Source organism: Diaphorobacter limosus, assembly GCF_033100095.1.
GTDB lineage: Bacteria > Pseudomonadota > Gammaproteobacteria > Burkholderiales > Burkholderiaceae_C > Alicycliphilus > Alicycliphilus limosus.
Map to the genome: position 1 here is coordinate 3,857,440 of NZ_CP136921.1, position 22,139 is coordinate 3,879,578.

The window sequence follows — 22,139 nt, forward strand, 5'->3', positions numbered from 1 at the left end:
GCAAGCCCCTGCTGCTGGCTCCCATGGAAGGGCTGCTGGACTTCGTGCTGCGCGACGTGCTGACTCGCGTCGGCGGCGTCGATCGCTGCGTGTCCGAGTTCATCCGCGTCTCGGGCAATCTGCTGACCGACAGGGTGTTTCTGAGCTACATCCCCGAGCTGAAGAACGGCGGCCGCACCCTGGCCGGCGTGCCCGTGCGCGCGCAGCTGCTGGGTTCGGACCCGGGCTGCATGGCCGAGAACGCCGCCCGCCTGGCCGCCCTGGGCCCCGAGGGCATAGACCTGAACTTTGGCTGTCCGGCCAAGACCGTGAACCGCCACGGCGGCGGCGCGGCCCTGCTGCGCGAGCCAGAATCAATAGCGGCCGTGGTGGCCGCCGTGCGCCGCGCCGTGCCAGCCCCGCTGCCCGTGTCCGCCAAGATGCGCCTGGGCTATGACGACGCCGGCCTGGCGCGCGAATGCGCCCAGGCCATGGAGCAGGGCGGCGCCACAGAGCTGGTGGTGCATGCGCGCACCAAGGCCGATGGCTACCGCCCGCCCGCGTACTGGGAGCAGATCCCGGCCATTCGTGCGGCGGTCGCCATCCCCGTGGTGGCCAATGGTGAGATCTGGAGCGTGGCCGATGCGCTGCGCTGCCGCAGCCTGTCGGGCTGCGACGCGCTGATGCTGGGCCGCGGCATGGTGGCCGACCCCGGTCTGGCCTTGGCCATACGCGCGCACGACCAGGGGCAGGCCCACCAGCCCCTGGCCTGGCAGGCCCTGCTGCCGCAGATCGGGCGCTTCTGGGATCTGGTCTGCGCCGACCTGGAGCCGCGCCAGCGCGCCGGCCGGCTCAAGCAATGGTTGAACCTGCTGCGCCGGCGCTACCCCGAGGCGCAACAGGCCTTTGACGAGGTGCGCGTGATGACCGATCAGCGTGTGATTACGGCCTGGGTGCGGCAGGTGGCCGATCAATAAGACCCGATCAGCAAATCATGCGCCGCGCGCAGGCGCTGCGCGTCGCGCCCCCAGCGGCGATCCTGCGGCAGGTGGCGCAGCCAGGTCAGGCGCGTCAGCGTGCCCTGCAGCGCCGCCTGAAAGTCCGCGCCACGCAGCGGCTGGGTCAACCAGTCGTTCCAGAGGGCGCGCGCCTCCTGCTGGGCGCCGGCTTGCCGCAGCGCCAGTGCCGTGGAATGCGCATAGGCCAGCGCATCGCGCAGCTGGCACAGGGCCAGGGGCAGGGCGCTTAAAGGGTCGTCCTCGAAGTCTATGCAGGCAATCGCGCCGTCCGGGCAGCGCACCATGTTGCGCGCAAAGGCCTGGCTCAGGCATTGCTGATGGCCATGCACGGCGTCCAGCGTCTGCAGGCCCAGGCGCCACAGCGCCAGCACGGCGGTGGGGCCGGCAGCCACGGCGGCCTCGATCTCGTCGCCCAGCGACGGCGTGGGCCGGCCCGGTGTGCCCAGGTCGCGCATCAAAAAGGCGTCATCGCAGGCGGCCAGCACCTGCGGCACGCGCAGGCCCAGCGCGCCCAGGGTGCGCAGGCGTCGGAGCTCGGTGGCAATCGCCGGGCGCCCGCCCAGGTTGGGCACGGGGCGCAGCACCGGCAGGCGCAGGACGCCGGCGGCCGCGCCCAGCAGGCGGTAGCGCCACATACCATGGCGCGGCCCGGCGCGCTTGAGCCAGACCTGCTCCCCCGCCAGCATGTAGCGTGCCACCAGCGGTTGTTGCTGCGGCCATTGCTCCTCCAGGAAGCGGCTGTAGCCGGTGTTGTTCAAAATTGCGCCCGTCCCGCCACGCGGGCAATCAGGCGCAGATCCGGGCCGATCTGCTGTATGTCGTGGAACTCCATGCGCAGCCCTTGCGCCAGCGCCTGCAGCGGCCCCCAGCTGGCCAGGCCATGCGCGCCGCTGCCCAGCAGCAGGGGCGCCAGGTAGAGCAGCATTTCATCGACCAGGCCCTCGCGCACAAAGGAGCCGTTGAGTTTGTGCCCGGCCTCCAGGTGCAGCTCGTTCACGCCGCGTGGCCCTAAGTCGCGCAGCAGGGCCGGCAGATCCACCTTGCCGTGGGCATTGGGCAGCTGAATGACCGTGGCACCGCGCGCCTCAAGCGCCTGTGTTCGCGTGCCGTCCTCGTGGGCGGCGTAGATGAACACGCGCCTGTCGGGCACGCCGAACAGCCGTGCCGTGGGCGGTGTCTGCAGCCGGCTGTCCACCACCACCAGATGCGGCTGGCGCGGCGTGGCCACTTCGCGCACGTTGAGCAGCGGGTCGTCGTCCAGCACCGTGCCAATGCCTGTCAGCACGGCGCAGGCGCGTGCGCGCCAGGCATGGCCGTCGGCGCGCGCGGCCGGTGCCGTGATCCACTGACTGGCGCCGTTGGCCAGCGCCGTCACGCCGTCCAGCGAGGCCGCGGCCTTCATGCGTACCCAGGGCGTGCCGCGCTGCATGCGGCTGAAAAAGCCGATGTTCAACTCGCGCGCCTGTGCGGCGCCCGGCCCCACCTCGACCTCCACCCCCGCGGCGCGCAGCCGCGCAAAGCCCTGGCCCGCCACCTGGGGGTTGGGGTCGGCAATGCTGGCCACCACGCGCCCTATGCCCGCCTGTATCAGCGCATCGCAGCACGGCCCCGTGCGCCCCTGGTGCGCGCAGGGTTCCAGCGTCACATAGGCCGTGGCGCCGCGCACGTCATGGCCGCGGGCGGCGGCATCGCGCAGCGCCACTACCTCGGCATGCGGGCCGCCGGCCTGCTGGGTAAAACCCTGGCCAAGCACGGCGCCGTCGCCGCCGGCGATCACGCAGCCCACGCGCGGATTCGGGTTGGAAAGACAAAGCGCCTGGGCTGCGAGCCCAAGCGCCTGCTGGATGAAGGGTGTGGCGCCTGTCATGACGCAGCGATGGTAGCGCGCAGAACCATGCGTTTGTGCAAACCGCGCAGGCCTGTCAATTCCTGTCGGGTTCGGAAATAAAAAAGCCGGAAGTTGCATCACAACTTCCGGCTTTCTGGAATAGCTGGTGGGCCCTGAAGGATTCGAACCTTCGACCAACGGATTAAGAGTCCGAAATCGTGCATTTTCCTGGATTTTCGTGGACTGTCACCAGAGCTACAACACGTTGATTTATATGAATTCATAGTCCAATTAAGTCCATAGGCGTACAATCCCATTCACGCCAAAACTGTCACCAGACTGTCACCAGAAAAACAAACGGACTCGCTTCGGACTGCTGGTGAAAGTCGCTACTACGGACTGGAAAATGAGCTCCAAAACCACCGGCCAAAGCATCAACGACCTGGAGCCTGGGCAGTTCCTGAAAGTCGGCAAAGTGGCCCCTGTCGGGTCATTGGAAGCGCGCAAGCTGGCCAATGGCGTGACCACGTTCTATTGGCGCTTCACCATCAAGAGCAAGACGCACCGGGAGCCCGTAGGCATCTACGACTCAGGCGCTCCACCGAAGAGCGTCAAGCCCACCGCCAAGGGCTACAGCATCCAAGCGGCGATGCGCGCGGCTGAGGCGCTTTCTGAGCAGCACCATGCACGCCGGGACGATGGCGGCATCCTGGCCATCAAGGCCGAGGCGCAGCAGGCCAGAACAGCAGCAGCGCAAGCCCAGGCCGAGGCACAGCAGTTCACCCTGGAGAACCTGCTGGGCGACTACGCCGACCACCTGGAATTCCAAGGCCGCCGATCCCATGCCGACGTGCGCAGCATCATCAAGTTGCACGTCTTGGAGCCATGGCCCCAGGTGGCCAGCCTGCCCGCCAATCAAGTGACTGGCGAGCAGATAGCGGACATGATGCGGCGCGTAGTGGAGCTGGGCAAAGACCGCACGGCAAACAAGCTGCGCAGCTACATGAGGGCGGCCTACCAGACCGCCAAGGCCGCGCGCTCCAAGGCCAGCATCCCGCTACGGTTCAAGGGCTACCGCATCACCCATAACCCGGCGGCGGACACCGAGCCTGACGAATCGGCCAATCGTGCCGACAAGAACCCCTTGAGCCTGGAGGAACTGCGCGCCTACTGGCTGGCCATCAAGACCATGGCGGGGTTCAAAGGCGCTGTGCTGCGCCTGCACCTGCTGACTGGTGGCCAGCGGATTGAGCAGTTGGTGAACCTGCGCACCGCTGATATTGACGCTGGCGCTTTCACCCTCTACGACGGCAAGGGCAGGCCGGGCAAGCCCCCCAGGCCGCACACCATCCCGTTGATCCCCGAGGCTGCCCTGGCGCTGCTGGCCTGCCAGCCCGAGGGCATCTATGCACTGAGCACCGACGGCGGCAACACCCACCTGGCAGCCACCACCCTGAGCGCATGGGCTGTAGAGGCCGCAGCAGGCATTGACGGTTTCCAGACAAAACGCATTCGCTCAGGCGTGGAAACCCTGCTGGCCAGTGGCCGCGTGAGCTCAGACATTCGAGGCCGGTTGCAGTCCCACGGCATCGCCGGGGTGCAGGCGCGGCACTACGACGGGCACGACTACATGCAGGAAAAGCGCGATGCGCTGGCGCTGCTGCTGCGCCTGCTGCAAGAGCAAAGCGCCAATGTGGTGCATATCAAGACGGCATGAATTTTTGAAAATGCCCCAAGGGGTACGCTACAAAACCTACAAAACCCCTGGCGATGATCCCAGGCCATCGCAATGCAGTATCTTTTGGAATACCATAATGGATGTTCGCATCTACACCGACAGTCAAGGCCATGCACCGTTTGAGAGCTGGCTGGATGCGCTGCCCGACCGAATGGCGAGGGCCAAAATCCGCGCCTGCCTGGCACGGGTAGAAGCCGGGAACATGGGCGATTGCAAGCCCCTGCGCGATGGCGTGCAAGAGCTGCGCATAGACCATGGGCCGGGCTATCGCGTGTATCTGAGCAGGCAAGGTGCCGTGCTGGTGCTGCTGCTGTGCGGCAGCGACAAGGGCAGTCAAAGCCGCGAAATCGCGCGCGCCATTGACTATCTGAGCGATTGGAAAGAAAGAGGCAGGCCATGAATGCACCACGCGACAAGAGCTTTTCCGCATCCCTGGAGGCCACACTGACCGACCCGGCTGAGGCAGCCGTCTACATCGATGCAGCCATGGAGCTGGATGATCCAGCCGCCCTGCTGGTGGCGCTGCGCCACGTCGCCAAGGCCCACGGCATGGCTGAGGTAGCGCGGCGCGCGGACGTGGGCGACAAAACGCTGTTCAAAGCCCTGAGCGACAAGGGCAACCCCACATTGGAGACGGTCAACAAGGTGTTGCACGCCGTGGGGCTGCGCCTGAGTGTTGCGCCAGTGTGAGGCCAGCATGGGCAAGATGCAATTGCACGTCGGCACCCCGGCTGATATGGGCGGGCGCTTTGCTGGCGCGTGGAATCGTGCTGCGGCTGGCGAGCAGGTCAACGAAACCCACGTCACGTTCTTGGACGTGCAAACCATGCTGGATACCCTGACACCTAAGCGCCTGGAGCTCTTGCGCCATGTTCACCGGCAGGCCGTGGGCAATGTGCGCGAGCTCGCCCAGGCGCTGGGGCGTGACTACAAGAACGTGCATGGCGACGTGGCGATTCTTGAGGCCGCCGGGCTGCTGGTGCGCGATGGCGGCAAGCTGACCGCGCCATGGGAGCAGGTGCAGGCTACGGTATCGCTGGCCTGATCCTCTTCCCCAACCAGAACGACGCCTGCCTAGATGGCGGGTTTTTTTGTGCGCATCAACTTCCTCAGTTTCATGGAAGTTCTAGACATCTTCGACAACGAGGATAGCGAGTGCTTCGACCAGAACACCGTCGGAAACGTGTACGACTACCAAGGCGACACCAGCAAGCACCGCATCGACAACATGCAAAACCGCGAAGAAGAATAGGCGCGAAAAAAGATAGCGCTATAGCGGCACGCAGTATTGGTGAACTGGGCTTTTGTGGCTGCTTTTGACGTGCGCACACCGACTATTTTTGGAGGGGTGTAACTGATTCACTACGGAGCAGTGGGACATGGCGGGCAAGCACTAGATATGGAGTAGCTGCCCAGCGACAAGACACTATATGCGGTGGTGCAGGCCGCTGGGCGCTATGATGGCGCCGCCTGCACTTATGTGGATTCATACAGGGTGTGGGTGCTCAAAAACAAGAAAGCCCACCGGGGGTAGGATCCCAGCGGGCTTTCAGGGGCCATCGGCCATGAACAGTTTGGACGCCGTTCAAGGCCGCAATGTACATCATCGATATCTTCGCTGGAACCGGGGGGACTTTGATGGATGTTGCTGCCCCGGCTTTTGAGCGTGTTTAACCATCGTCCCCAGCAGGGGAGAAAGCGACACGCTATGACCCAATTGGTCAACCAACTCAAGGCCGCCCAGGCCGTCACCACCGAGCGCCGTTTGCTGCGCCTGCAAGCTGTCCGTGAGGCCACCGGCCTGGGGCGTAGCAGCCTCTACAGCCTCATGAAGCGCGGTGAATTCCCGAGCCCCATCAAGCTGACCGAGCGCACTGTCGCATGGGATAGCGCGGCTGTGGCCGCCTGGATTCACGAGCGCGTCCACGCTGCTGTTTGATCGGAGGCCACCATGCCCAACCGCATCAACGCCCACCGGGCAGGCGCAGCCCTGCCCGCTCAAAACCCTCTACACCTGCTGCACCTGGCGCAAGCCGCCATCGCCTACGCCCAGGCCGTTGTCGATACCGGCCACTGCAAGGACGTGTTGAAAGCCGGGTACCTGGCCTGGCGCACCGAGTCCGAGAACTACGACGAATACATCAAGCGCGGCAGTGTCGAGTGGGCCGCCATGATGGCGGCGACAGCCGATGAATACCGGCACCTGCGCAACGCCAAGAGCCGCGAATACCGGGCTCAGAAAAAACTGCTGGCGCTGGCGCAGCAATGGGAGGGCGCACGATGATCCCAAAGAAAACGCCCGGCACCACCGAGGCAGTACCGAGCGCTATTCCTAAATCGAACAGCGCCAATTTTACCGCCCTGCAAGCCGCATTCGCACAGCAGGGGCACCGCCTGAGCCAAGTTACTTCCCCCAACGGCACCAGCACCTACTGGGCCGAGCGCTGGGGGTTGGTGCGCTATCTGCCCACCCTTCACGACGTGGGGCGCTTCCTGGTACAGATTGGAGGGCGGCTGTGAGCGCAATCGACCAATTCCAACAGGCCATTGCAGGCGCTGGCCTGCCCGTGCCCGACGTGATCCACGGCGACGGCGCATTGCACCGATTCAGCACCAGCGGCAAGCGCGCGGATCAATCGGGCTGGTACGTCCTTCACGACGATGGCGACATACCGGCAGGCGCTTTTGGCTGCTGGCGCAGCGGCATGCAATCGAGCTGGTGCAGCAAGGACAGCAAGGCCATGACCCAGGCCGAGCGCAGCGCCCTCCAGCGGCGCATGCAGGCCATTGCCCAGCAGCGCGAAGCCGACACCGCACAGCGCCAGCAGGATGCAGCCACGGCGGCGGCAAAGCGCTGGGCGGCGGCGCTACCTGCCCCGGCGGATCATCCCTACCTGGTGCGCAAGGGCATGCAGTCCCACGGCATCAAGGTCGAGGGCGAGGCGCTGCTGATCCCCCTGCGCGACACCACGGGCAAGCTGCACAGCTTGCAGGCCATCGGCCCCGAGGGCGACAAGCGCTTTCAACCTGGAGGGCGCATCAAGGGCTGCTATTTCGCCATCGGCAAGCCTGCGGGCGTGCTGGTGATAGCCGAGGGCGTGGCCACTGGCGCATCCATTCATGAGGCCACCGGCCACGCGGTTGCATGCGCGATGAACGCGGGCAACCTGTTGGAAGTCGCTCAGGCGCTGCATGCCAAATACCCGGCGCTGCGCCTGATCCTGGCGGCTGATGATGATTGGAAAACCGATGGCAACCCCGGCATGGTCAAGGCGCGCGAAGCTGCCCAGGCCGTGGGCGGGAGCCTGACAAAACCTGACTTTGGCGAGCAGCGCGGCGACAAGGAAACCGACTTCAACGACCTGCACCAGCGGGCAGGATCGGCGGCTGTGCAGGCGTGTTTTGATGCGGCTGCGCCCGTGGTGGCTGATCCCGTGTTTCCGCTGTTGGAGGATGCGGGCCACGGTATCGACATAGACCCGGCCACCACTGCACCCGAGCCGCTGCGCGCGCCGCTGCCACCTGGCCAGGCGTACCCGGTTGACGCATTGGGCGAGGTGCTGGGCGGCGCGGCGCGCGCTCTTCACGACGTGGTCAAGGCACCGATGGCACTGTGCTGCCAGTCGGTGCTGGCCGCCGCCAGCCTAGCCGCTCAAGCGCATTTTGATGTTCTCTTGCCATGGGGGCAGCGCAAGCCGCTATCGCTCTTCCTGCTGACCGTGGGCGAGTCTGGCGAGCGCAAAAGCGCGGTTGACGATGTTGTGCTGGGAGCAGCCAAGGCCCATGAAAAAGCGGCCATGGCGGCCTACCGTGAAGATATGGAGCGCCACGAAGCCGATATGGCCGCATGGGGCAAGGCGACCGAGGCCGCGCGCAATGCGGCCACACAGGGCAAGAAAGGCGCGGCCACAGCAGTGCAGGTACGCGACGCCGTGGCCGCTGTGGGAGACAAGCCTGTCGCCCCTGTTGCGCCATTGCGGTTTGTGACCGACCCCACAGCCGAGGGGCTTTACAAGCTGCTGGCTATGTCACAGCCCAGCGTGGCGCTATTCAGCGACGAGGGCGGCCTATTGATCGGCGGGCACGCCCTCAACGGCGACAACTTCCTCAAGACCATTACCCGCTGGTCAAAAATGTGGGACGGGGCACCGTTCGACCGCGTGCGCGCTGGCGATGGCGTGGGTATCCTCTACGGGCGGCGCATGGCCTTGCACCAACTGGCGCAGGGCGACGTTATGGTCAAACTCTTGTCTGACCGCATGGCCAATGGGCAGGGGCTGCTGGCGCGCTGTCTGGTGGCATGGCCCGAGTCCACTATCGGCACGCGCTACACCGATGCATTCGAGTGGGCAGGCGACCGGCGCGAGCTCAAACGCCTGTTTGCCGTGCTGGCTGGCCTGTTGGAAGCGGAACTGCGCACGTCGGAAAACGAACCGCAAGAACTCGACCCCATGGAGCTACCGCTGTCGGCTGAGGCTACCGCCATGGCGCTGCAAGCGGGCAACCAGTTCGAGGCGTTGATGGCCGCCGGTCAAGACCTGAGCGAGCTACGCGACCGCACCGCCAAGGCGCTGGAAAACGCCTGTCGCATCGCTGGCGTGCTGGCTGCCATTGAGGGCGGCATGGGCACCAGCGAGATTACAGCCGACCACCTGGCGCGCGGCCTGGTGTTGATCCAGTGGTATCTGTCCGAGACGCTGCGCATTCGCGGCGCGGCGGCTGTGCCGCAGTCGGTGCAGGATGCGGAGGCGCTGTCGAATTGGTTGCAGGCGCGTGGCGTACGTAGGTTTGCCACCACTGGCATCCTCAAGAGCGGCCCGGCCCACCTGCGCAACAAACCCCGGCTGATGGCGGCGATTGAGCAGCTTGTCGAAGCGGGCTACATCACCGCATGCCCGGCAGGCACGGAGATAGACGGCGTGAAGGCGCGCAAGGCATGGGAGGTGCATCACCATGTGGTTTAACCCTCAAACCCTGCTGGCGCGCCCTTGCCCCCCTGCGGTTCCTGCGATTCCTGCGGTTTTTGATGATGGGCAGGGGTTGAAAACCGCAGAACCGCAAAAACCGCAGCCCCCCAGCACCTACCCGGCTGGTTCAAAAACCGCAGAACCGCAAAAACCGCAGCAGGCCGCGAACGATGCAGCCCCCGACCCCGACAGCGATTGCTGGCCGCACAGCAGCGCCTGGAACACCAGCGAGATAGAGCTGTTCAACCGGCGCGCGGCGCTGTTCGTGCGACGTGGGGCAAGCGACAGCGAAGCCGAGCGGCTGGCCGATACCCTGGTGCAGTGTGATCGTGAGGGTGACGGCATGCACGCATGCATGGAGTGTCGGCACCTGCAAACCAATGGGCACTGGCGCTGCGGCAATTGGCAATCGGCTGGTGTAGCTGTTCGTGCTGGCGATGCGGGCCTGGCGCGCGCCATGGCCATGCAGGCGCAGCGCTGCCCAGGCTTTGCGGCGGCTGCCCTACCGGCCACTGCGCCGCCATTCGTGGCCGCATCAGTAGACCCACCAACAGCACCTGATCCAGTGCAGCCCCAGGCCAGCAGCCCCGACCGTTCGCCTACTGCGCCATGGCGGGAGCTGGATCGGGCCTACCTGGCCCACCATGCCCAGTGCAACGCCTGCCAGTGTGCGGGCCGGGGCTACGGCGAGCGCTGCCCAGCGGGGGCTGCACTGTGGGCGGCCTACCTGGCTGAGTCCTCTATCTGACAACTGCTATCTGACACAAGACCTGATCGGAAAGGAAATCGACGATGGCGAAAGCAAAGCAAGGGCTGATTCGGGGCATGGGCACCCACCGGCGCACCGAGGGCGACTACATGGCGGCGCTACTGGATATCGTGACCCTGGACGACTGGCGCGATGTAGTCGCCGGGGCGCTGCAACTGGCCAAAGGCGGCGATGCCCAGGCGCGCGCCTGGCTGGCTCAGTACCTGGTAGGCAAGGCATCGGCCAGTGCACCCACGGCGTTGACGGTGCAGGTCAACCAATGGAGCAGCAAAGACCCATTGGCCGAACGCCTGGCACGCCCACTGATCCATCAAGAAAAATTCCCGCTACTGGCTGGCAGCGAGGCGCGCGAAGCCGACATTCAGGACGCCATCGCGGCGGAACTGGTGCGCAAGTTGCCGACACCGGAAACCACTGCGAAGCCAGCACCGGCGCGGGTTCGTGCCAATTCCGACGATGAAACAGCAACCAAACTTCCTTGATGGTTTGGGAAAAACTTTGAGCGCGAAAGGAAACCAGCATGGGCGGTTTTGGCAGTGGCAGGCACGGCGGCAAGGACTGCACCGGGGATATGCGACAGGTTGACGTGCGACGCCTGCACCGCGAGGGCCACCTGAAACCGGGCATGGCGTACAACCGGCAGTGGACACGCAACGGGGAGGTCATTTCCAGCATTGGTATGTCGGTGCAAGCGGATTTGGTGCGGTTCACCTACCGGCACCGGCCAGCGGGCGGGGACTGGCAGGACGTGCATTGCCCGGCCTATCTGGAGCGCACCCCATGCACCTACGGCGGCACCCGTGCATGGTGGCTGTGCCCCACCTGCGGCAAGCGCTGCGCCATCCTCTACATCGGCAAGACACCAGCATGCAGGCACTGCTACCGCCTGGCCTATCGCAGCGAGCGCGAAACCACCAGCGACCGGGCGACGCGGCAGGTCAACAAACTGCGGGATCGATTGGACTGGGAGCCGGGGTTTCTCAACGGCAATGGGCCCAAGCCCAAGGGCATGCACTGGCGCACGTTCTATCGATTGCAGGCCCAGCACGACGCCTACATGCAGCAGACATTGGCAGGGGTTGCGCAAATGCTGGGGCGGCTGAATGCCAAGCTGGGGGCTGTGCGGCGCGGCTGAGGCCGGGAGGGGGGAGTCAAGACGCGGGCAGGTGGCGACGGGGTAACGGGCCGGTTCATCGAATTTTCACGTCCGCGAAAAATGAAAATCAGGGGAGCGCCATCAAGCAGTCAAGATGTTCATCGAGCCCAAAACTGTCACCAGACTGTCACCAAGAAAAAAGCGCGCTACCGGTTTGATAGCGCGCTTTCCTTTGCTGTATTGGTGGGCCCTGAAGGATTCGAACCTTCGACCAACGGATTAAGAGTCCGCTGCTCTACCAACTGAGCTAAGAGCCCTCTCTTTTCAGAGGCGCTGCAATGCAGCACAGCCGCGAATTATGCACCAAGTTTGGGTGCCTCCAGAAAAGATGGCAAAAAATTCACATCAGCAGGTGCTCGCCCGCGTTGTCGCCGCCCAGGATCACGTAGTTCACCTTGCGGATGTCCATGAGTTTTTTGCCGCCCGAGTAGCTGATGGAGCTTTGGATGTCCTGCTCCATCTCGGTCAGCGTGTCGGCCAGCTTGCCCTTGATCGGTTCGAGGATGCGTTTGCCCTCCACATGCCGGTACTCGCCCTTGTTGAAGTCGCTGGCCGAGCCGTAGTACTCCTTGTACAGCTCCCCGTCCACCTCCACGGTATGGCCGGGGGACTCTTCGTGGCCCGCGAACAGCGAGCCAATCATGACCATGGTGGCGCCAAAGCGGATGCTCTTGGCGATGTCGCCGTGGCTTCTGATGCCGCCGTCGGCAATGATGGGCTTGGTGGCCACGCGCGCGCACCACTTCATGGCCGACAGCTGCCAGCCGCCCGTGCCAAAGCCGGTTTTCAGCTTGGTGATGCAGACCTTGCCCGGGCCCACGCCCACCTTGGTGGCGTCGGCGCCCCAGTTCTCCAGGTCGATCACTGCCTCGGGTGTAGCCACGTTGCCGGCGATGACGAAGGACTGCGGCAGGTGTTTTTTGAGGTAGCCGATCATGTCGCGCACGCTGTCGGAGTGGCCGTGGGCGATGTCGATGGTGATGTACTCGGGCGTCAGCCCTTCGGCCTTGAGGCGATCGACGGTGTCGTAGTCGGCCTGCTTGATGCCCAGCGAGATCGAGGCAAAGCAGCCCTGGGCGCGCATGTCGCGCACGAACCGCACGTTGTCCAGATCAAAGCGGTGCATGACGTAGAAGTAGCCGTTCTGGGCCAGCCAGGCGCAGATTTTTTCGTCCACCACGGTTTTCATGTTGGCCGGCACCACCGGCAGTTTGAAACGGCGCCCGCCCAGTTCCACGCTGGCGTCGCATTCGGATCGGCTTTGCACGCGGCACTTGCGTGGCAGCAGCAGGATGTTGTCGTAGTCGAAGATTTCCATGAGGTTCCAAGCTCCTTAGAAAAGGTCACCAGGGCAGGATTGCACTGGCGTGGGGCGCTTGGCTTGGGCTCCGGCTTTGCGGGCACTGCCGCAGCTGGCGGCGCCGAACCCTGTTTGCACAGGCGAAAAAAAACCGGGCGTCAAGAAACTTGGGCCCGGTGATTGATTGTACGGGTGCGCAGGATGTGCAGAAGGTCGCGGGGTCTATTCGGGGCGCGGCAGGGGGACCGGCTGGCCGGCGCACAGCGCCTGCGCTGCGGCCACGGTGCGCCCGGCAGCGTCCTGCACCCAGCCCAGCAGCCCCAGGCGCTCGACATCGGCGCCGTCGGGAATGCGCATGGGGCGCAGATCCGACAGCGCACCGCCGGGCCATTCGCCGTGCCAGGCATTGCGCACCACATGGCGCGCGACGGGACTGGCTTCGGCGCCGGCCGGCAGTTGCTCCACCAGCACCAGCCAGAAGCGCAGCGGCGGGCGCGCCTTGGGTGGCGGGCTGAAGCGGATGATGGTGCCCACGTAGTCGTTGACGGCCGGCCCCATGGCCACGCGCAGGCTGCCGGGCGCGGTGATGAGCGAGTCGGTATGGACATCCGTGCCGGCCGGCGCGGCGCGCGCCAGGGCCTGCAGGCGCGCCAGCGCATCGGCAGTGGCAGCGGACGACAGCGGCGCATCGTCGCCCGAGGGCGTGGGCACGATCCAGTCCACCACCAGGGCCGACGGCCCCGGCGCGGGCGTGTGCGGCTCGCTCCAGCAGGTCGCGCAATCGGCGCTGACGAAGCGCTCGAACAACGCAGCCGGCCGCGGCGTGTGGTCGCTGCTGCAGGGCTGGGCGAGGGCGCCGGCCAGCGGCAGCGCGCACAGGCCGGCAGCGATCAGGGCAGGGGTTTTCATCGGTGGGTTCCGGTGGGCTTCCTACAATTCCACCATGCTCCCACAAGATTCGCTTTCCGGCGCCGGTGTGCCGCCATCGGGCCAGGCCGCGCCGCTGCTGCACGGTCTCAACCCCGAACAACTCGCCGCCGTCACCCTGCCCGCCGGCCATGCGCTGATATTGGCCGGCGCCGGTTCGGGCAAGACGCGCGTGCTGACCACGCGCATCGCCTGGCTGCTCTCGACCGGCCAGGCCGCGCCCGGCGGCATCCTGGCCGTCACGTTCACCAACAAGGCGGCCAAGGAGATGCTCACGCGCCTCTCCGCCATGCTGCCCATCAACGTGCGCGGCATGTGGATAGGCACCTTCCACGGCCTGTGCAACCGCCTGCTGCGCGCGCACCACAAGCTCGCCGGCCTGCCGCAGACTTTTCAGATTCTGGACACGCAGGACCAGCTCTCGGCCGTCAAGCGTTTGTGCAAGCAGTTCAACGTGGACGAGGAGCGCTTCAAGCCCAAGGAGCTGGCCTACTTTTTTGCCGGCTGCAAGGAAGAGGGCCTGCGCCCGCGTGACGTGCCGGTGCGTGACGAGGACACGCGCAATAAGGTCGAGCTGTACCAGCTCTACGAGGAGCAATGCCAGCGTGAGGGCGTGGTGGATTTTGGCGAGCTGATGCTGCGCAGCTACGAGCTGTTGCGCGACAACGACCCGGTGCGCGTGCACTACCAGCGGCGCTTTGCCCACATGCTGGTGGACGAGTTTCAGGACACCAACAAGCTGCAGTACGCCTGGCTCAAGCTGCTGGCGGGCGACATGGTCGATGGCCGCCTGCAAACCCGGGGCAGCGTGATCGCCGTGGGCGACGACGACCAGAGCATCTACGCCTTCCGCGGCGCGCGCGTGGGCAATATGCAGGACTTCGTGCGCGAGTTTGGCGTAGAGCGGCAGATCAAGCTGGAGCAGAACTACCGCAGCTACAGCAACATCCTGGATTCGGCCAACGCGCTCATCGCGCACAACAGCAAGCGCCTGGGCAAGAACCTGCGCACAAGCCAAGGCCCGGGCGAGCCGGTGCGCGTGTACGAGGCGAATAGCGACCTGGCCGAGGCGCAGTGGATGGTGGACGAGATCAGGCAACTGGTGCAGGGTGGCACGGCCACGCGCAGCGAGATCGCCGTGCTCTACCGCAGCAACGCGCAAAGCCGGGTCATCGAATCGGCGCTGTTCAACGTCGCCGTGCCGTACCGCGTGTATGGCGGCCTGCGCTTCTTCGAGCGCGCCGAGATCAAGCACGCGCTGGCCTATCTGCGCCTGCTGGAGAACCCGCACGACGACACCAGCTTCATGCGCGTGGTCAACTTTCCGGCGCGCGGCATAGGGGCGCGCTCGCTGGAATCGCTGCAGGATGTCGCGCGCCAGATCGGCTGCTCGCTGCACGACGCCGTTAGCAGCATCAGCGGCAAGGCCGGCGCCAACCTGGGCGCCTTTGTGGCCATGATCGACGTGCTGCGCGAGCAGACCCAGGGGCAGAACCTGCGCGCCATCATCGGGCAGATGCTGCAGGCCAGCGGCCTGATCGAGCACTATCGCAACGAAAAGGAAGGCGCCGACCGGCTGGAGAACCTGGATGAACTCATCAGTGCGGCCGAGAGCTTTGTCACGCAGGAGGGCTTTGGCAAGGACGCCGTGGCCCTGCCGATCGATGAAACCGGCGCGCCGCTCACGCAAAGCCCGGCCAGCCAGGGGCTGGACCCGAACGCGCCGCTGCTGAACCAGCCCCTGGTCGATGCCGACACCGGTGAGACCCTGTCGCCGTTGGCCGCCTTCCTGACCCACGCCGCGCTGGAGGCCGGCGACAACCAGGCCCAGGCCGGGCAGGACGCCGTGCAGCTGATGACCGTGCACGCCAGCAAGGGCCTGGAGTTTGACTGCGTGTTCATCGGTGGCCTGGAGGAGGAACTCTTCCCGCACCAGAACGCCATGAGCGACCAGGGCGGCCTGGAGGAAGAACGCCGCCTGATGTACGTGGCCATCACGCGGGCAAGAGCGCGCCTGTATCTGAGCCACGCGCAGACCCGGTTGCTGCACGGCCAGACGCGCTACAACCTCAGGAGTCGCTTCTTCGACGAACTGCCCGAGGAATGCCTGAAGTGGCTCACGCCCAGGCAGCAGGGGTTTGCCAGTTATGCTCCTGATATGAGAGCTGTTGGCGCTTATCAGTCGGGCGCTAGAGGCCAATCTGGCTTCAAATCAGAGGCCTTCACCAGCCCGCCCGTGCCGCCGCGCAAGGAGGCTCCGGCGCATGGCCTGCGCGTGGGCCTGGCGGTGTTCCACACCAAGTTCGGCGAGGGCAAGGTGCTGGCCCTGGAGGGAGCTGGCGACGACGCCCGTGCCCAGGTCAACTTTCCGCGCCATGGCACCAAGTGGCTGGCGCTGGCGGTGGCCAAGCTGACCATCGTGGAATAACCCAGCCCGCGCCGGGCCGTGCCCGCCTGTGCGCATGGCATCGGGGCGCTGCCTGCGTGCCCTTGCTGCTGTCACGCCGGCGTCACAAGCGATTTCTAGACTGAGCACTCCAATCCATGTTTCACAACGCGAGGAGTGTGGCTCTCATGAGCAAGTCTGTTTCCGACAAGGTGGTTCGCAACCATGCCGACAATGTTCCGTTCAGCGCCATCCTGCAGGCCAGGCTGTCGCGCCGCACGGTCGCCCGCGGCGGCCTGAGCGCCGCCCTGGCCCTGCTGACCGGCACCGGGCTGGCCGCATGTGGCGGCGGTGACGGCCAGGGCAACGCGCCGGCTCCCGTGCCAGCGCCCGGTCTCAAGCTCGGCTTTGAGTCCCTGCCCGCCTCCATGACCGATGCCTGCGTGGTGCCCGCTGGCTACGTGGCCCATGTGCTGGGCCCCTGGGGCACGCCGCTCAACGACAACGCCGCCGAATGGGACAAGGACGGCAACAACAGCTCGACAGACCTGCTCCATTCCACGGGCATGCACCACGATGGCATGCACTACTTTGCGCTGGAGGGCAGCTCCACCGAGGGCATCCTGGTCGTCAACCACGAATACATCGACGAGCAGGCCCTGCACCCCGCCGGCCCCACCATGGTCGGCGGCAAGCGCCCGGCCGAGGAGGTGCGCAAGGAGATCAACGCCCATGGCGTCGCCGTGATGCATATCCGCAAGAGCGGCGGCAGCTGGGCCATCGTCAAGAACTCGAGGTACAACCGACGCTTCACCTCCGCCACGCCCATGGCCCTGGCCGGCCCTGTGAGTGGCACCGACTGGGTCAAGACGCCGTTCTCGCCCACCGGCAGGCAGGTTCGCGGCACCAACAACAATTGCGGCAACGGCACGACCCCCTGGGGCACCTACCTCACGGCCGAGGAGAACTGGGCCGCCTGCTTCGTCAACACCGACAAGGCCAACCAGCCCGCGCACCAGAAGCGCGTGGGCGTTTCCACCAGCAAGGGCCGCTACCAATGGGAAACCGCCTCCGGGGACGGCAGCGAAGCGCAGGGCGAGTTCGCGCGCTTCAACGTCACGCCATCGGGCGCGGACGCCTTGAGCGACTGGCGCAACGAGGTCAACGGCTTTGGCTATCTGGTGGAGATCGACCCCTACGACCCCGGCAGCATTGCCACCAAGCGCACGGCCATGGGCCGCTTTGCCCATGAGGGGGCGGCTTACGGCCTGCCCCAGGCAGGCAAGCCGCTGGCCTTCTATACCGGCGACGACTCGCGCTTCGAATACATCTACCGCTATGTGTCCGATGCCGCCTGGGATGCTGCCGATGCCAGGCGCACGGATCGCCTCGCCGTGGGCGCCAAGTACCTGGACAAGGGCACGCTTTATGTCGCCCGCTTCAACGACGATGGCACGGGCAGCTGGCTGCCGCTCACGCCCGACAGCGTGGGCAAGGACGGTACGCGGCTGGGCAGCAGGTACGCCACGCTCGATGAAATCCTGATCAACACCCGCGGCGCGGCCGATTTCATGGGCGCAACCCCCATGGATCGTCCCGAATGGACAGCCGTGCACCCGACGAATGGCGACGTGTACCTGACGCTGACCAACAACAGCAGCCGCAATGCCGGCACGGGCACGAACGCGGCGAACCCGCGCCTGAACAACGTCAACGGCCACATCATCCGCTGGCACGACGACGCGGGCGCGAACAGCTTCCGCTGGGAGATCTTCGTGTTCGGCTCCGATGCTGGCGCCGCGGCCGAGACCAACCGCTCCGGCCTGAGCGCGCTGAACCAGCTGGCCAGCCCCGACGGCATTGCCTTCGACGCGCGCGGCATCCTGTGGATACAGACCGACAACGGCATCGACGGCGGGCGCAACAACGCTGTCGCCCGGGCCACCAACGACCAGATGCTGGCGGTGATCCCCGGCGCGCTGGCCGAGCACAAGGGCCCGGGGCCGGCCATCAACGCCGCCAACCAGGGTGATCTGCGCCGCTTCTTCGTCGGCCCGAACGCGGCCGAGATCACCGGCTTTGCCTGCACGCCGGACTTCAAGACCATCTTCCTGAACGTGCAGCACCCTGGCAACTGGCCCGCCTATGGCAGCAGTGACGCCACGCTGGCGCCCACGGGCACGGTGCGCCCGCGGGCAGCCACCGTGGTCATCCAGAAGGCCGATGGGGGTGCGATCGGCGTTTGACCCGCGTGAGCAGCATGGCCCAGCGAGCCATGCGGTCGGCGGTACCGACCAGGGAGCTGCCACGCCCATGCGTGGCAGCTCTGTTGGCGCTTTTGGCTTGCGTTTGCCCCCATGGCGCGCGCAAGGTGCGGTGGCACAATCCCAGCGGCGTGGTGGCGGCCCGTTGAACGGCTGGCCATCTGCTTCATCTTTGGGTGCGGTTTCCGGAACTCCTGGCGAATTTTTTTCATGGGTCAGAGGCGACATTGGACTCCCGTGCGGCTGCCGCACCGCCCCGGGCGGCGTGGGCTTGGTGTCTGGCTCGCGCTGTGCGTTGCCTGGGTGGCAATGGCCTCTCTCCCGGCCCTGGCGGCCTGCGGTGGTCAGGTGCGACTGACGCAGCCGGTGGAGTTCAGCGCCCAGGAGCTGGCCGGGTTTCGCGCCATGGCGCCGCTGCGCGTGCTGCCCCTGGACGCGCCCCCGATGGCGCGCCACGACCCGCAAGATGGCTACTCCGGCATCGGCGTGGATGTGTGGTGCTTCATCACCGAGCGCCTGGGGCTGCGCTATGAAATCATTCAGCGGCGGGACCTGTCCATCGCTGAAAAAATCCGCCTGGTGCAGGAAGGCCAGGCCGATGTCCTGCTGCCCTTGAGCGCGAACAGCGAACGCGCCGCGCGCGGCATCTTCACCCGGCCGTTCTACGAAAGCCATTACGCCGTCATCGCGCGCAAGGACTGGCGCCCGGAGATCCGCGGCCTGGCCGACCTGGCGCCCTACCGCGTGGGCGTGCTCAAGGGCGTGGCGTCCGAGAGCCTCCTCAAGACGGTGATGGCGTCCGATCGGCTGGTGGTCATTGACGACGTGACCAGCGAGGCACTGTTTCAGGCCCTGCGCGATGGCCGCATCGACCTGGCCTTGTTCAGCAAGGCGGTGTTTGAAGAAAAGCGCTACCAGCACGAGTACTTTGACCTGACCGTGGTCCATACCCTGCACGATGCGCCGCGGGTCTACGGCTTTTACTTCCAGCCCTCGCCACGCAACCAGCAGATCGTGCAGGCCTTTGACCGCTACCTGGCGGTGCTGGACATATCCGCCGCGGTGGCCGAGCACGAGGACGGCGAGCGTCAGTTCATCCAGCGCTATGTGATCCAGCGCAGCTGGCACCTGGTGGTGTTGACCGCGGGCGCGGGGGCTCTGGTGCTGGTCGTGGTGCTTGCGGCACTGCTCTACCGCTACCGCCGCCTGGCGCGCCTGCTGGCGGCCAGCAACGAGCACATCCTGCAGCAGCAGCAGGCTCTGCAGGCGGTCAACCAGGAGCTGGAAAGGCAGAGCCAGACCGACGGGCTGACGGGCCTGGCCAACCGCCGGCAGTTTGACCATGCGCTGCTGCGCGAACATGCACGCCAGCAGCGCACGGCTGCGCCGCTGAGCCTGCTGATGGTGGATCTGGACCATTTCAAGCATGTCAACGACCGCTATGGCCACGCCATTGGCGACGACTACCTGCGCGCCGTGGCGCGGGTGCTCAAGACCTCGGTGAACCGTGCCACCGACCTGGCGGCGCGCTACGGCGGCGAGGAGTTTGTCTGCCTGCTGCCCGAAACCTCGGCCACCGACGCCCAGATGCTGGCCGAGCGCATCCGCCAGGGCGTGAGCAGCATGGCCCTGCCCAACGAGCTGGCCAGTCCCCCGCACCTCACGCTGAGCATAGGCGTCGCCACGCTGCTTGGCGGCAAGGCGGATGCGGCGCAGCTGCTGGCCCAGGCCGACGAGCAGCTGTACGCCGCCAAGCATGCCGGGCGTGACCGCGTGCATGCGGTGGTGTTGCGTTGACGCGGCAAGCAGCGGTGGTTGGCGCCCGTCATCGCGGCGAAGGCTGGTATCCAGCGTTCACGCTGGCCAATGGCATCCCGGGATCGCGGCCTTTGCCGGGACGGCGGTCAGTCCTTTGCTGCCCGGACGATAGGGCAATGGTTCAGTGCGATGGATCTGCGCCCGGGGCCGGCTCGTCGCCGTCCGTCTGCGCGTCGGGCGGCGCAAAGCTGTCGCGGAAGGTGAACACCACCGAGGTGAAGAACATCGCCGCCAGCATCATCGCCGTAGCCACCATGATGCCGCCGGCCATGCTCGCGCCAATGCCCACGGCGGCCAGCAGCGTGACCAGCAGGCTCATGGCCAGGCCCGCCGCCAGGAACACGCCCAGCCAGGACAGGCCATACACCGTGAAGGCACCAAAGTTGCGCCAGCAGGCGACGATGCTGAAGAACAGCGCCTTCACGGGCGGCACGTTGTGCCAGTGCACCAGGCCCGGCGCATGCCAGAACAGCAGCGACAGCGGCACGTACAGCAGCATGGCCAGCCACATGGCGGCCTGGAAGTCGCCGGACTCGGCCACCTCCCGCGTGAGTGGCGCGCCGCCCAGGTAGACGCGCGCGAATTCGCCGCCATCGATCAGGGCCGACAGCCCCATCACGCCCAGAAAGCCCACGGCATACATGGCGCCCAGGCTCATCATGGCGTTCAGGCGCTGCTTGCCGGTGCGAAAGGCCACCAGCATCAAGGCCGGTGTGGGCGTGCGGTTCTGGCTGGCCTCGGCCGCGGCGACCATCATCGCCAGCGTGGCCGACGGCAGCAGCGCCAGTGCCACGGCGGGGCCCACCAGCGGCAGCAGCGTGGCCAGCGACATGGCGGCCATGGTCATGAAAAACAGCGCGGACAGGGCCATGGGCTGGCGCCAGAACACGGTGATGCCCTGGCGTACCCATTGCAGGCCCGTGCGCGCGGGGACGATGTTCAGTTTCATGGTGCGGCGACTGTACCCGAGGGGACTATGAGGTTGCAGCCCTGGGCCATCACAACAGGTGCATCGGGTGCCGCACACGCTCGCGCAGCACGCGTTCGAAATGCGTGGGGTCGTGGGGCTTGAGCATGCTGGCCTCGCGCGGCAGGTAAAAGTCCCACAGGCGCGACAGCCAGAAGCGCAGTGCGCCGGCGCGCAGCATGGCCGGCAGCAGCTCGCGCTCGGCCGCCGTGAGCGGGCGCACGGCCTGGTAGGCGGCCAGCAGGGCGGCGGCGCGCTGCTCGTCGTGCCGGCCGGTGGGCAGATCGATGCACCAGTCGTTCAGGCACACGGCCAGGTCAAAGAGCCAGGTATCGACACCGGCGAAGTAGAAGTCGAAGCAGCCGGTGAGCTCCTCGCCCTCGAACATCACGTTGTCGCGGAACAGGTCGGCATGTATCGGCCCGCGCGGCAGCGCGGCGTAGGCGCTGCCGGCAGCCACATGGTTCTGGTAGGCCAGCTCGGATGTGAGCAGCTCGGCCTGTTCCGGGCCAATGTGCGGCAGCACCACGGGCACGGTCTCGTTCCACCAGGGCAAGGCCCGCAGATTGGGTTGCTGGCGCTCGTAGTCGCGCGCGGCCAGGTGCATGCGCGCCAGCATGTTGCCCACCGCGGTGCAGTGCACGGCCTGTGGCGCCAGCTGGCTCTTGCCGCGCAGCTTGGTGGCCAGGGCGGCTGGCTTGAGGGCCACCTGGTGCAGGATCTCGCCGTACTTGTCCGCCTGTGGGTCGGGCACGGGGATGCCGTGGTGCGCCAGATGGTGCATCAGGTGCAGGTAGAACGGCAGCTGCTCGGCGCTCAGGCGCTCGAACAGCGTCAGCACATATTCGCCCGCTTCGCTGGTCACGAAGTAGTTGGTGTTCTCAATGCCGCCCTCTATGCCGCGCAGCGTGAGCAGCTTGCCCAGCTGCAGGCGGCGCAGCAGCTCGCGCGCCTCTTTGTTCGAGACTTCGGTGTAAACGGCCATGGGTCAGCAGAAAGAAACGTGCGGCGGCGGGAGGGC

General features: G+C 66.1%; 22 protein-coding genes and 1 tRNA gene. 16 read left to right on the forward strand and 7 right to left on the reverse strand.

From position 1 onward, the window contains the following. Positions 1–23: 23 nt before the first annotated feature. Positions 24–956, forward strand: coding sequence for a tRNA dihydrouridine synthase (locus P4826_RS18575; protein WP_317703800.1), 933 nt, complete (start codon positions 24–26; stop codon positions 954–956). On the opposite strand, the gene P4826_RS18580 is transcribed toward P4826_RS18575, so the two are convergent. Together P4826_RS18580 and ribD are read right to left on the reverse strand one after the other, a co-directional pair. Further along, positions 950–1,756: a hypothetical protein gene (locus P4826_RS18580; RefSeq protein ID WP_317701822.1), complete on the reverse strand. Its 807-nt coding sequence runs from the start codon at positions 1,754–1,756 to the stop codon at positions 950–952. The genes P4826_RS18575 and P4826_RS18580 overlap by 7 nt on opposite strands. Further along, positions 1,753–2,865, reverse strand: coding sequence for a bifunctional diaminohydroxyphosphoribosylaminopyrimidine deaminase/5-amino-6-(5-phosphoribosylamino)uracil reductase RibD (gene ribD / locus P4826_RS18585; protein WP_317701823.1), 1,113 nt, complete (start codon positions 2,863–2,865; stop codon positions 1,753–1,755). Before ribD ends, P4826_RS18580 begins: the two co-directional genes overlap by 4 nt. A gap of 367 nt (positions 2,866–3,232) precedes the next feature. Here ribD and P4826_RS18590 point away from each other — a divergent pair, with 367 nt between their 5' ends. The 12 genes from P4826_RS18590 (at position 3,233) to P4826_RS18645 (ending at position 11,435) form a co-directional block, all read left to right on the forward strand. Further along, a complete protein-coding gene (locus P4826_RS18590; protein ID WP_317701824.1) occupies positions 3,233–4,543 on the forward strand; it encodes a tyrosine-type recombinase/integrase in 1,311 nt (436 codons plus the stop codon). 10 nt (positions 4,544–4,553) lie between these two features. After that, the gene (locus tag P4826_RS18595) at positions 4,554–4,964 is read left to right on the forward strand and encodes a type II toxin-antitoxin system RelE/ParE family toxin (protein ID WP_425605272.1); all 411 of its coding nucleotides are present in this window, start codon (positions 4,554–4,556) and stop codon (positions 4,962–4,964) included. Further along, positions 4,961–5,254, forward strand: coding sequence for an addiction module antidote protein (locus P4826_RS18600; RefSeq protein ID WP_317701825.1), 294 nt, complete (start codon positions 4,961–4,963; stop codon positions 5,252–5,254). Before P4826_RS18595 ends, P4826_RS18600 begins: the two co-directional genes overlap by 4 nt. A gap of 16 nt (positions 5,255–5,270) precedes the next feature. Further along, positions 5,271–5,609, forward strand: a complete 339-nt coding sequence (locus tag P4826_RS18605) for an HVO_A0114 family putative DNA-binding protein (protein WP_317701826.1) — start codon at positions 5,271–5,273, stop codon at positions 5,607–5,609. Positions 5,610–5,681: 72 nt separating this feature from the next. Then, positions 5,682–5,816 (forward strand): hypothetical protein, encoded by a 135-nt coding sequence (locus P4826_RS18610; RefSeq protein WP_317701827.1) that lies wholly within the window; start codon positions 5,682–5,684, stop codon positions 5,814–5,816. Positions 5,817–6,272: 456 nt separating this feature from the next. Beyond that, positions 6,273–6,503, forward strand: coding sequence for a helix-turn-helix transcriptional regulator (locus P4826_RS18615; RefSeq protein ID WP_317701828.1), 231 nt, complete (start codon positions 6,273–6,275; stop codon positions 6,501–6,503). 12 nt (positions 6,504–6,515) lie between these two features. Continuing rightward, positions 6,516–6,848, forward strand: a complete 333-nt coding sequence (locus tag P4826_RS18620) for a hypothetical protein (RefSeq protein ID WP_317701829.1) — start codon at positions 6,516–6,518, stop codon at positions 6,846–6,848. Next, positions 6,845–7,084, forward strand: coding sequence for a hypothetical protein (locus P4826_RS18625; protein ID WP_317701830.1), 240 nt, complete (start codon positions 6,845–6,847; stop codon positions 7,082–7,084). Before P4826_RS18620 ends, P4826_RS18625 begins: the two co-directional genes overlap by 4 nt. Further along, positions 7,081–9,528, forward strand: coding sequence for a DUF3987 domain-containing protein (locus tag P4826_RS18630; protein ID WP_317701831.1), 2,448 nt, complete (start codon positions 7,081–7,083; stop codon positions 9,526–9,528). Before P4826_RS18625 ends, P4826_RS18630 begins: the two co-directional genes overlap by 4 nt. A gap of 76 nt (positions 9,529–9,604) precedes the next feature. Continuing rightward, complete coding sequence (locus tag P4826_RS18635) at positions 9,605–10,279, forward strand: hypothetical protein (protein ID WP_317701832.1); 675 nt, start codon at positions 9,605–9,607, stop codon at positions 10,277–10,279. 44 nt (positions 10,280–10,323) lie between these two features. Beyond that, entirely contained in the window at positions 10,324–10,782 is a 459-nt protein-coding gene (locus P4826_RS18640; protein WP_317701833.1) for a hypothetical protein, read from the forward strand. A gap of 38 nt (positions 10,783–10,820) precedes the next feature. Then, positions 10,821–11,435: a hypothetical protein gene (locus P4826_RS18645; RefSeq protein ID WP_317701834.1), complete on the forward strand. Its 615-nt coding sequence runs from the start codon at positions 10,821–10,823 to the stop codon at positions 11,433–11,435. Between the two features lie 202 nt (positions 11,436–11,637). Here the strand turns inward: P4826_RS18645 and P4826_RS18650 are convergent. The 3 genes from P4826_RS18650 to P4826_RS18660 form a co-directional block, all read right to left on the reverse strand. Next, positions 11,638–11,713 (reverse strand) — tRNA-Lys (locus P4826_RS18650). A gap of 83 nt (positions 11,714–11,796) precedes the next feature. After that, positions 11,797–12,774 (reverse strand): GMP reductase, encoded by a 978-nt coding sequence (locus P4826_RS18655; protein ID WP_317701835.1) that lies wholly within the window; start codon positions 12,772–12,774, stop codon positions 11,797–11,799. Positions 12,775–12,978: 204 nt separating this feature from the next. Beyond that, positions 12,979–13,665 (reverse strand): hypothetical protein, encoded by a 687-nt coding sequence (locus tag P4826_RS18660; protein ID WP_317701836.1) that lies wholly within the window; start codon positions 13,663–13,665, stop codon positions 12,979–12,981. 34 nt (positions 13,666–13,699) lie between these two features. Between P4826_RS18660 and P4826_RS18665 the strand changes: the two genes are divergently transcribed. The 3 genes from P4826_RS18665 (at position 13,700) to P4826_RS18675 (ending at position 20,130) form a co-directional block, all read left to right on the forward strand. Then, a complete protein-coding gene (locus tag P4826_RS18665) occupies positions 13,700–16,111 on the forward strand; it encodes a UvrD-helicase domain-containing protein (protein WP_317701837.1) in 2,412 nt (803 codons plus the stop codon). 146 nt (positions 16,112–16,257) lie between these two features. Further along, entirely contained in the window at positions 16,258–18,315 is a 2,058-nt protein-coding gene (locus tag P4826_RS18670) for a PhoX family protein (protein WP_317701838.1), read from the forward strand. A 327-nt stretch (positions 18,316–18,642) separates the two neighbouring features. Continuing rightward, positions 18,643–20,130, forward strand: coding sequence for a GGDEF domain-containing protein (locus tag P4826_RS18675; protein ID WP_317701839.1), 1,488 nt, complete (start codon positions 18,643–18,645; stop codon positions 20,128–20,130). A 142-nt stretch (positions 20,131–20,272) separates the two neighbouring features. Here the strand turns inward: P4826_RS18675 and P4826_RS18680 are convergent, their stop codons facing one another. Beyond that, positions 20,273–21,100 (reverse strand): BPSS1780 family membrane protein, encoded by an 828-nt coding sequence (locus P4826_RS18680; RefSeq protein WP_317701840.1) that lies wholly within the window; start codon positions 21,098–21,100, stop codon positions 20,273–20,275. Positions 21,101–21,149: 49 nt separating this feature from the next. Next, positions 21,150–22,103: a homoserine kinase gene (locus P4826_RS18685; RefSeq protein WP_317701841.1), complete on the reverse strand. Its 954-nt coding sequence runs from the start codon at positions 22,101–22,103 to the stop codon at positions 21,150–21,152. Between the last annotated feature and the right edge of the window lie 36 nt (positions 22,104–22,139).

Coding starts and splice junctions, on each gene's coding strand:
- P4826_RS18575 (WP_317703800.1), top strand. CDS start 24: ATGGAAGGGCTGCTGGACTTCGTGCTGCGCGACGTGCTGACTCGCGTC.
- ribD (WP_317701823.1), bottom strand. CDS start 2,865: ATGACAGGCGCCACACCCTTCATCCAGCAGGCGCTTGGGCTCGCAGCC.
- P4826_RS18590 (WP_317701824.1), top strand. CDS start 3,233: ATGAGCTCCAAAACCACCGGCCAAAGCATCAACGACCTGGAGCCTGGG.
- P4826_RS18595 (WP_425605272.1), top strand. CDS start 4,554: ATGCCCCAAGGGGTACGCTACAAAACCTACAAAACCCCTGGCGATGAT.
- P4826_RS18600 (WP_317701825.1), top strand. CDS start 4,961: ATGAATGCACCACGCGACAAGAGCTTTTCCGCATCCCTGGAGGCCACA.
- P4826_RS18605 (WP_317701826.1), top strand. CDS start 5,271: ATGCAATTGCACGTCGGCACCCCGGCTGATATGGGCGGGCGCTTTGCT.
- P4826_RS18610 (WP_317701827.1), top strand. CDS start 5,682: ATGGAAGTTCTAGACATCTTCGACAACGAGGATAGCGAGTGCTTCGAC.
- P4826_RS18615 (WP_317701828.1), top strand. CDS start 6,273: ATGACCCAATTGGTCAACCAACTCAAGGCCGCCCAGGCCGTCACCACC.
- P4826_RS18620 (WP_317701829.1), top strand. CDS start 6,516: ATGCCCAACCGCATCAACGCCCACCGGGCAGGCGCAGCCCTGCCCGCT.
- P4826_RS18625 (WP_317701830.1), top strand. CDS start 6,845: ATGATCCCAAAGAAAACGCCCGGCACCACCGAGGCAGTACCGAGCGCT.
- P4826_RS18640 (WP_317701833.1), top strand. CDS start 10,324: ATGGCGAAAGCAAAGCAAGGGCTGATTCGGGGCATGGGCACCCACCGG.
- P4826_RS18645 (WP_317701834.1), top strand. CDS start 10,821: ATGGGCGGTTTTGGCAGTGGCAGGCACGGCGGCAAGGACTGCACCGGG.
- P4826_RS18655 (WP_317701835.1), bottom strand. CDS start 12,774: ATGGAAATCTTCGACTACGACAACATCCTGCTGCTGCCACGCAAGTGC.
- P4826_RS18660 (WP_317701836.1), bottom strand. CDS start 13,665: ATGAAAACCCCTGCCCTGATCGCTGCCGGCCTGTGCGCGCTGCCGCTG.
- P4826_RS18665 (WP_317701837.1), top strand. CDS start 13,700: ATGCTCCCACAAGATTCGCTTTCCGGCGCCGGTGTGCCGCCATCGGGC.
- P4826_RS18670 (WP_317701838.1), top strand. CDS start 16,258: ATGAGCAAGTCTGTTTCCGACAAGGTGGTTCGCAACCATGCCGACAAT.
- P4826_RS18675 (WP_317701839.1), top strand. CDS start 18,643: ATGGCCTCTCTCCCGGCCCTGGCGGCCTGCGGTGGTCAGGTGCGACTG.
- P4826_RS18680 (WP_317701840.1), bottom strand. CDS start 21,100: ATGAAACTGAACATCGTCCCCGCGCGCACGGGCCTGCAATGGGTACGC.
- P4826_RS18685 (WP_317701841.1), bottom strand. CDS start 22,103: ATGGCCGTTTACACCGAAGTCTCGAACAAAGAGGCGCGCGAGCTGCTG.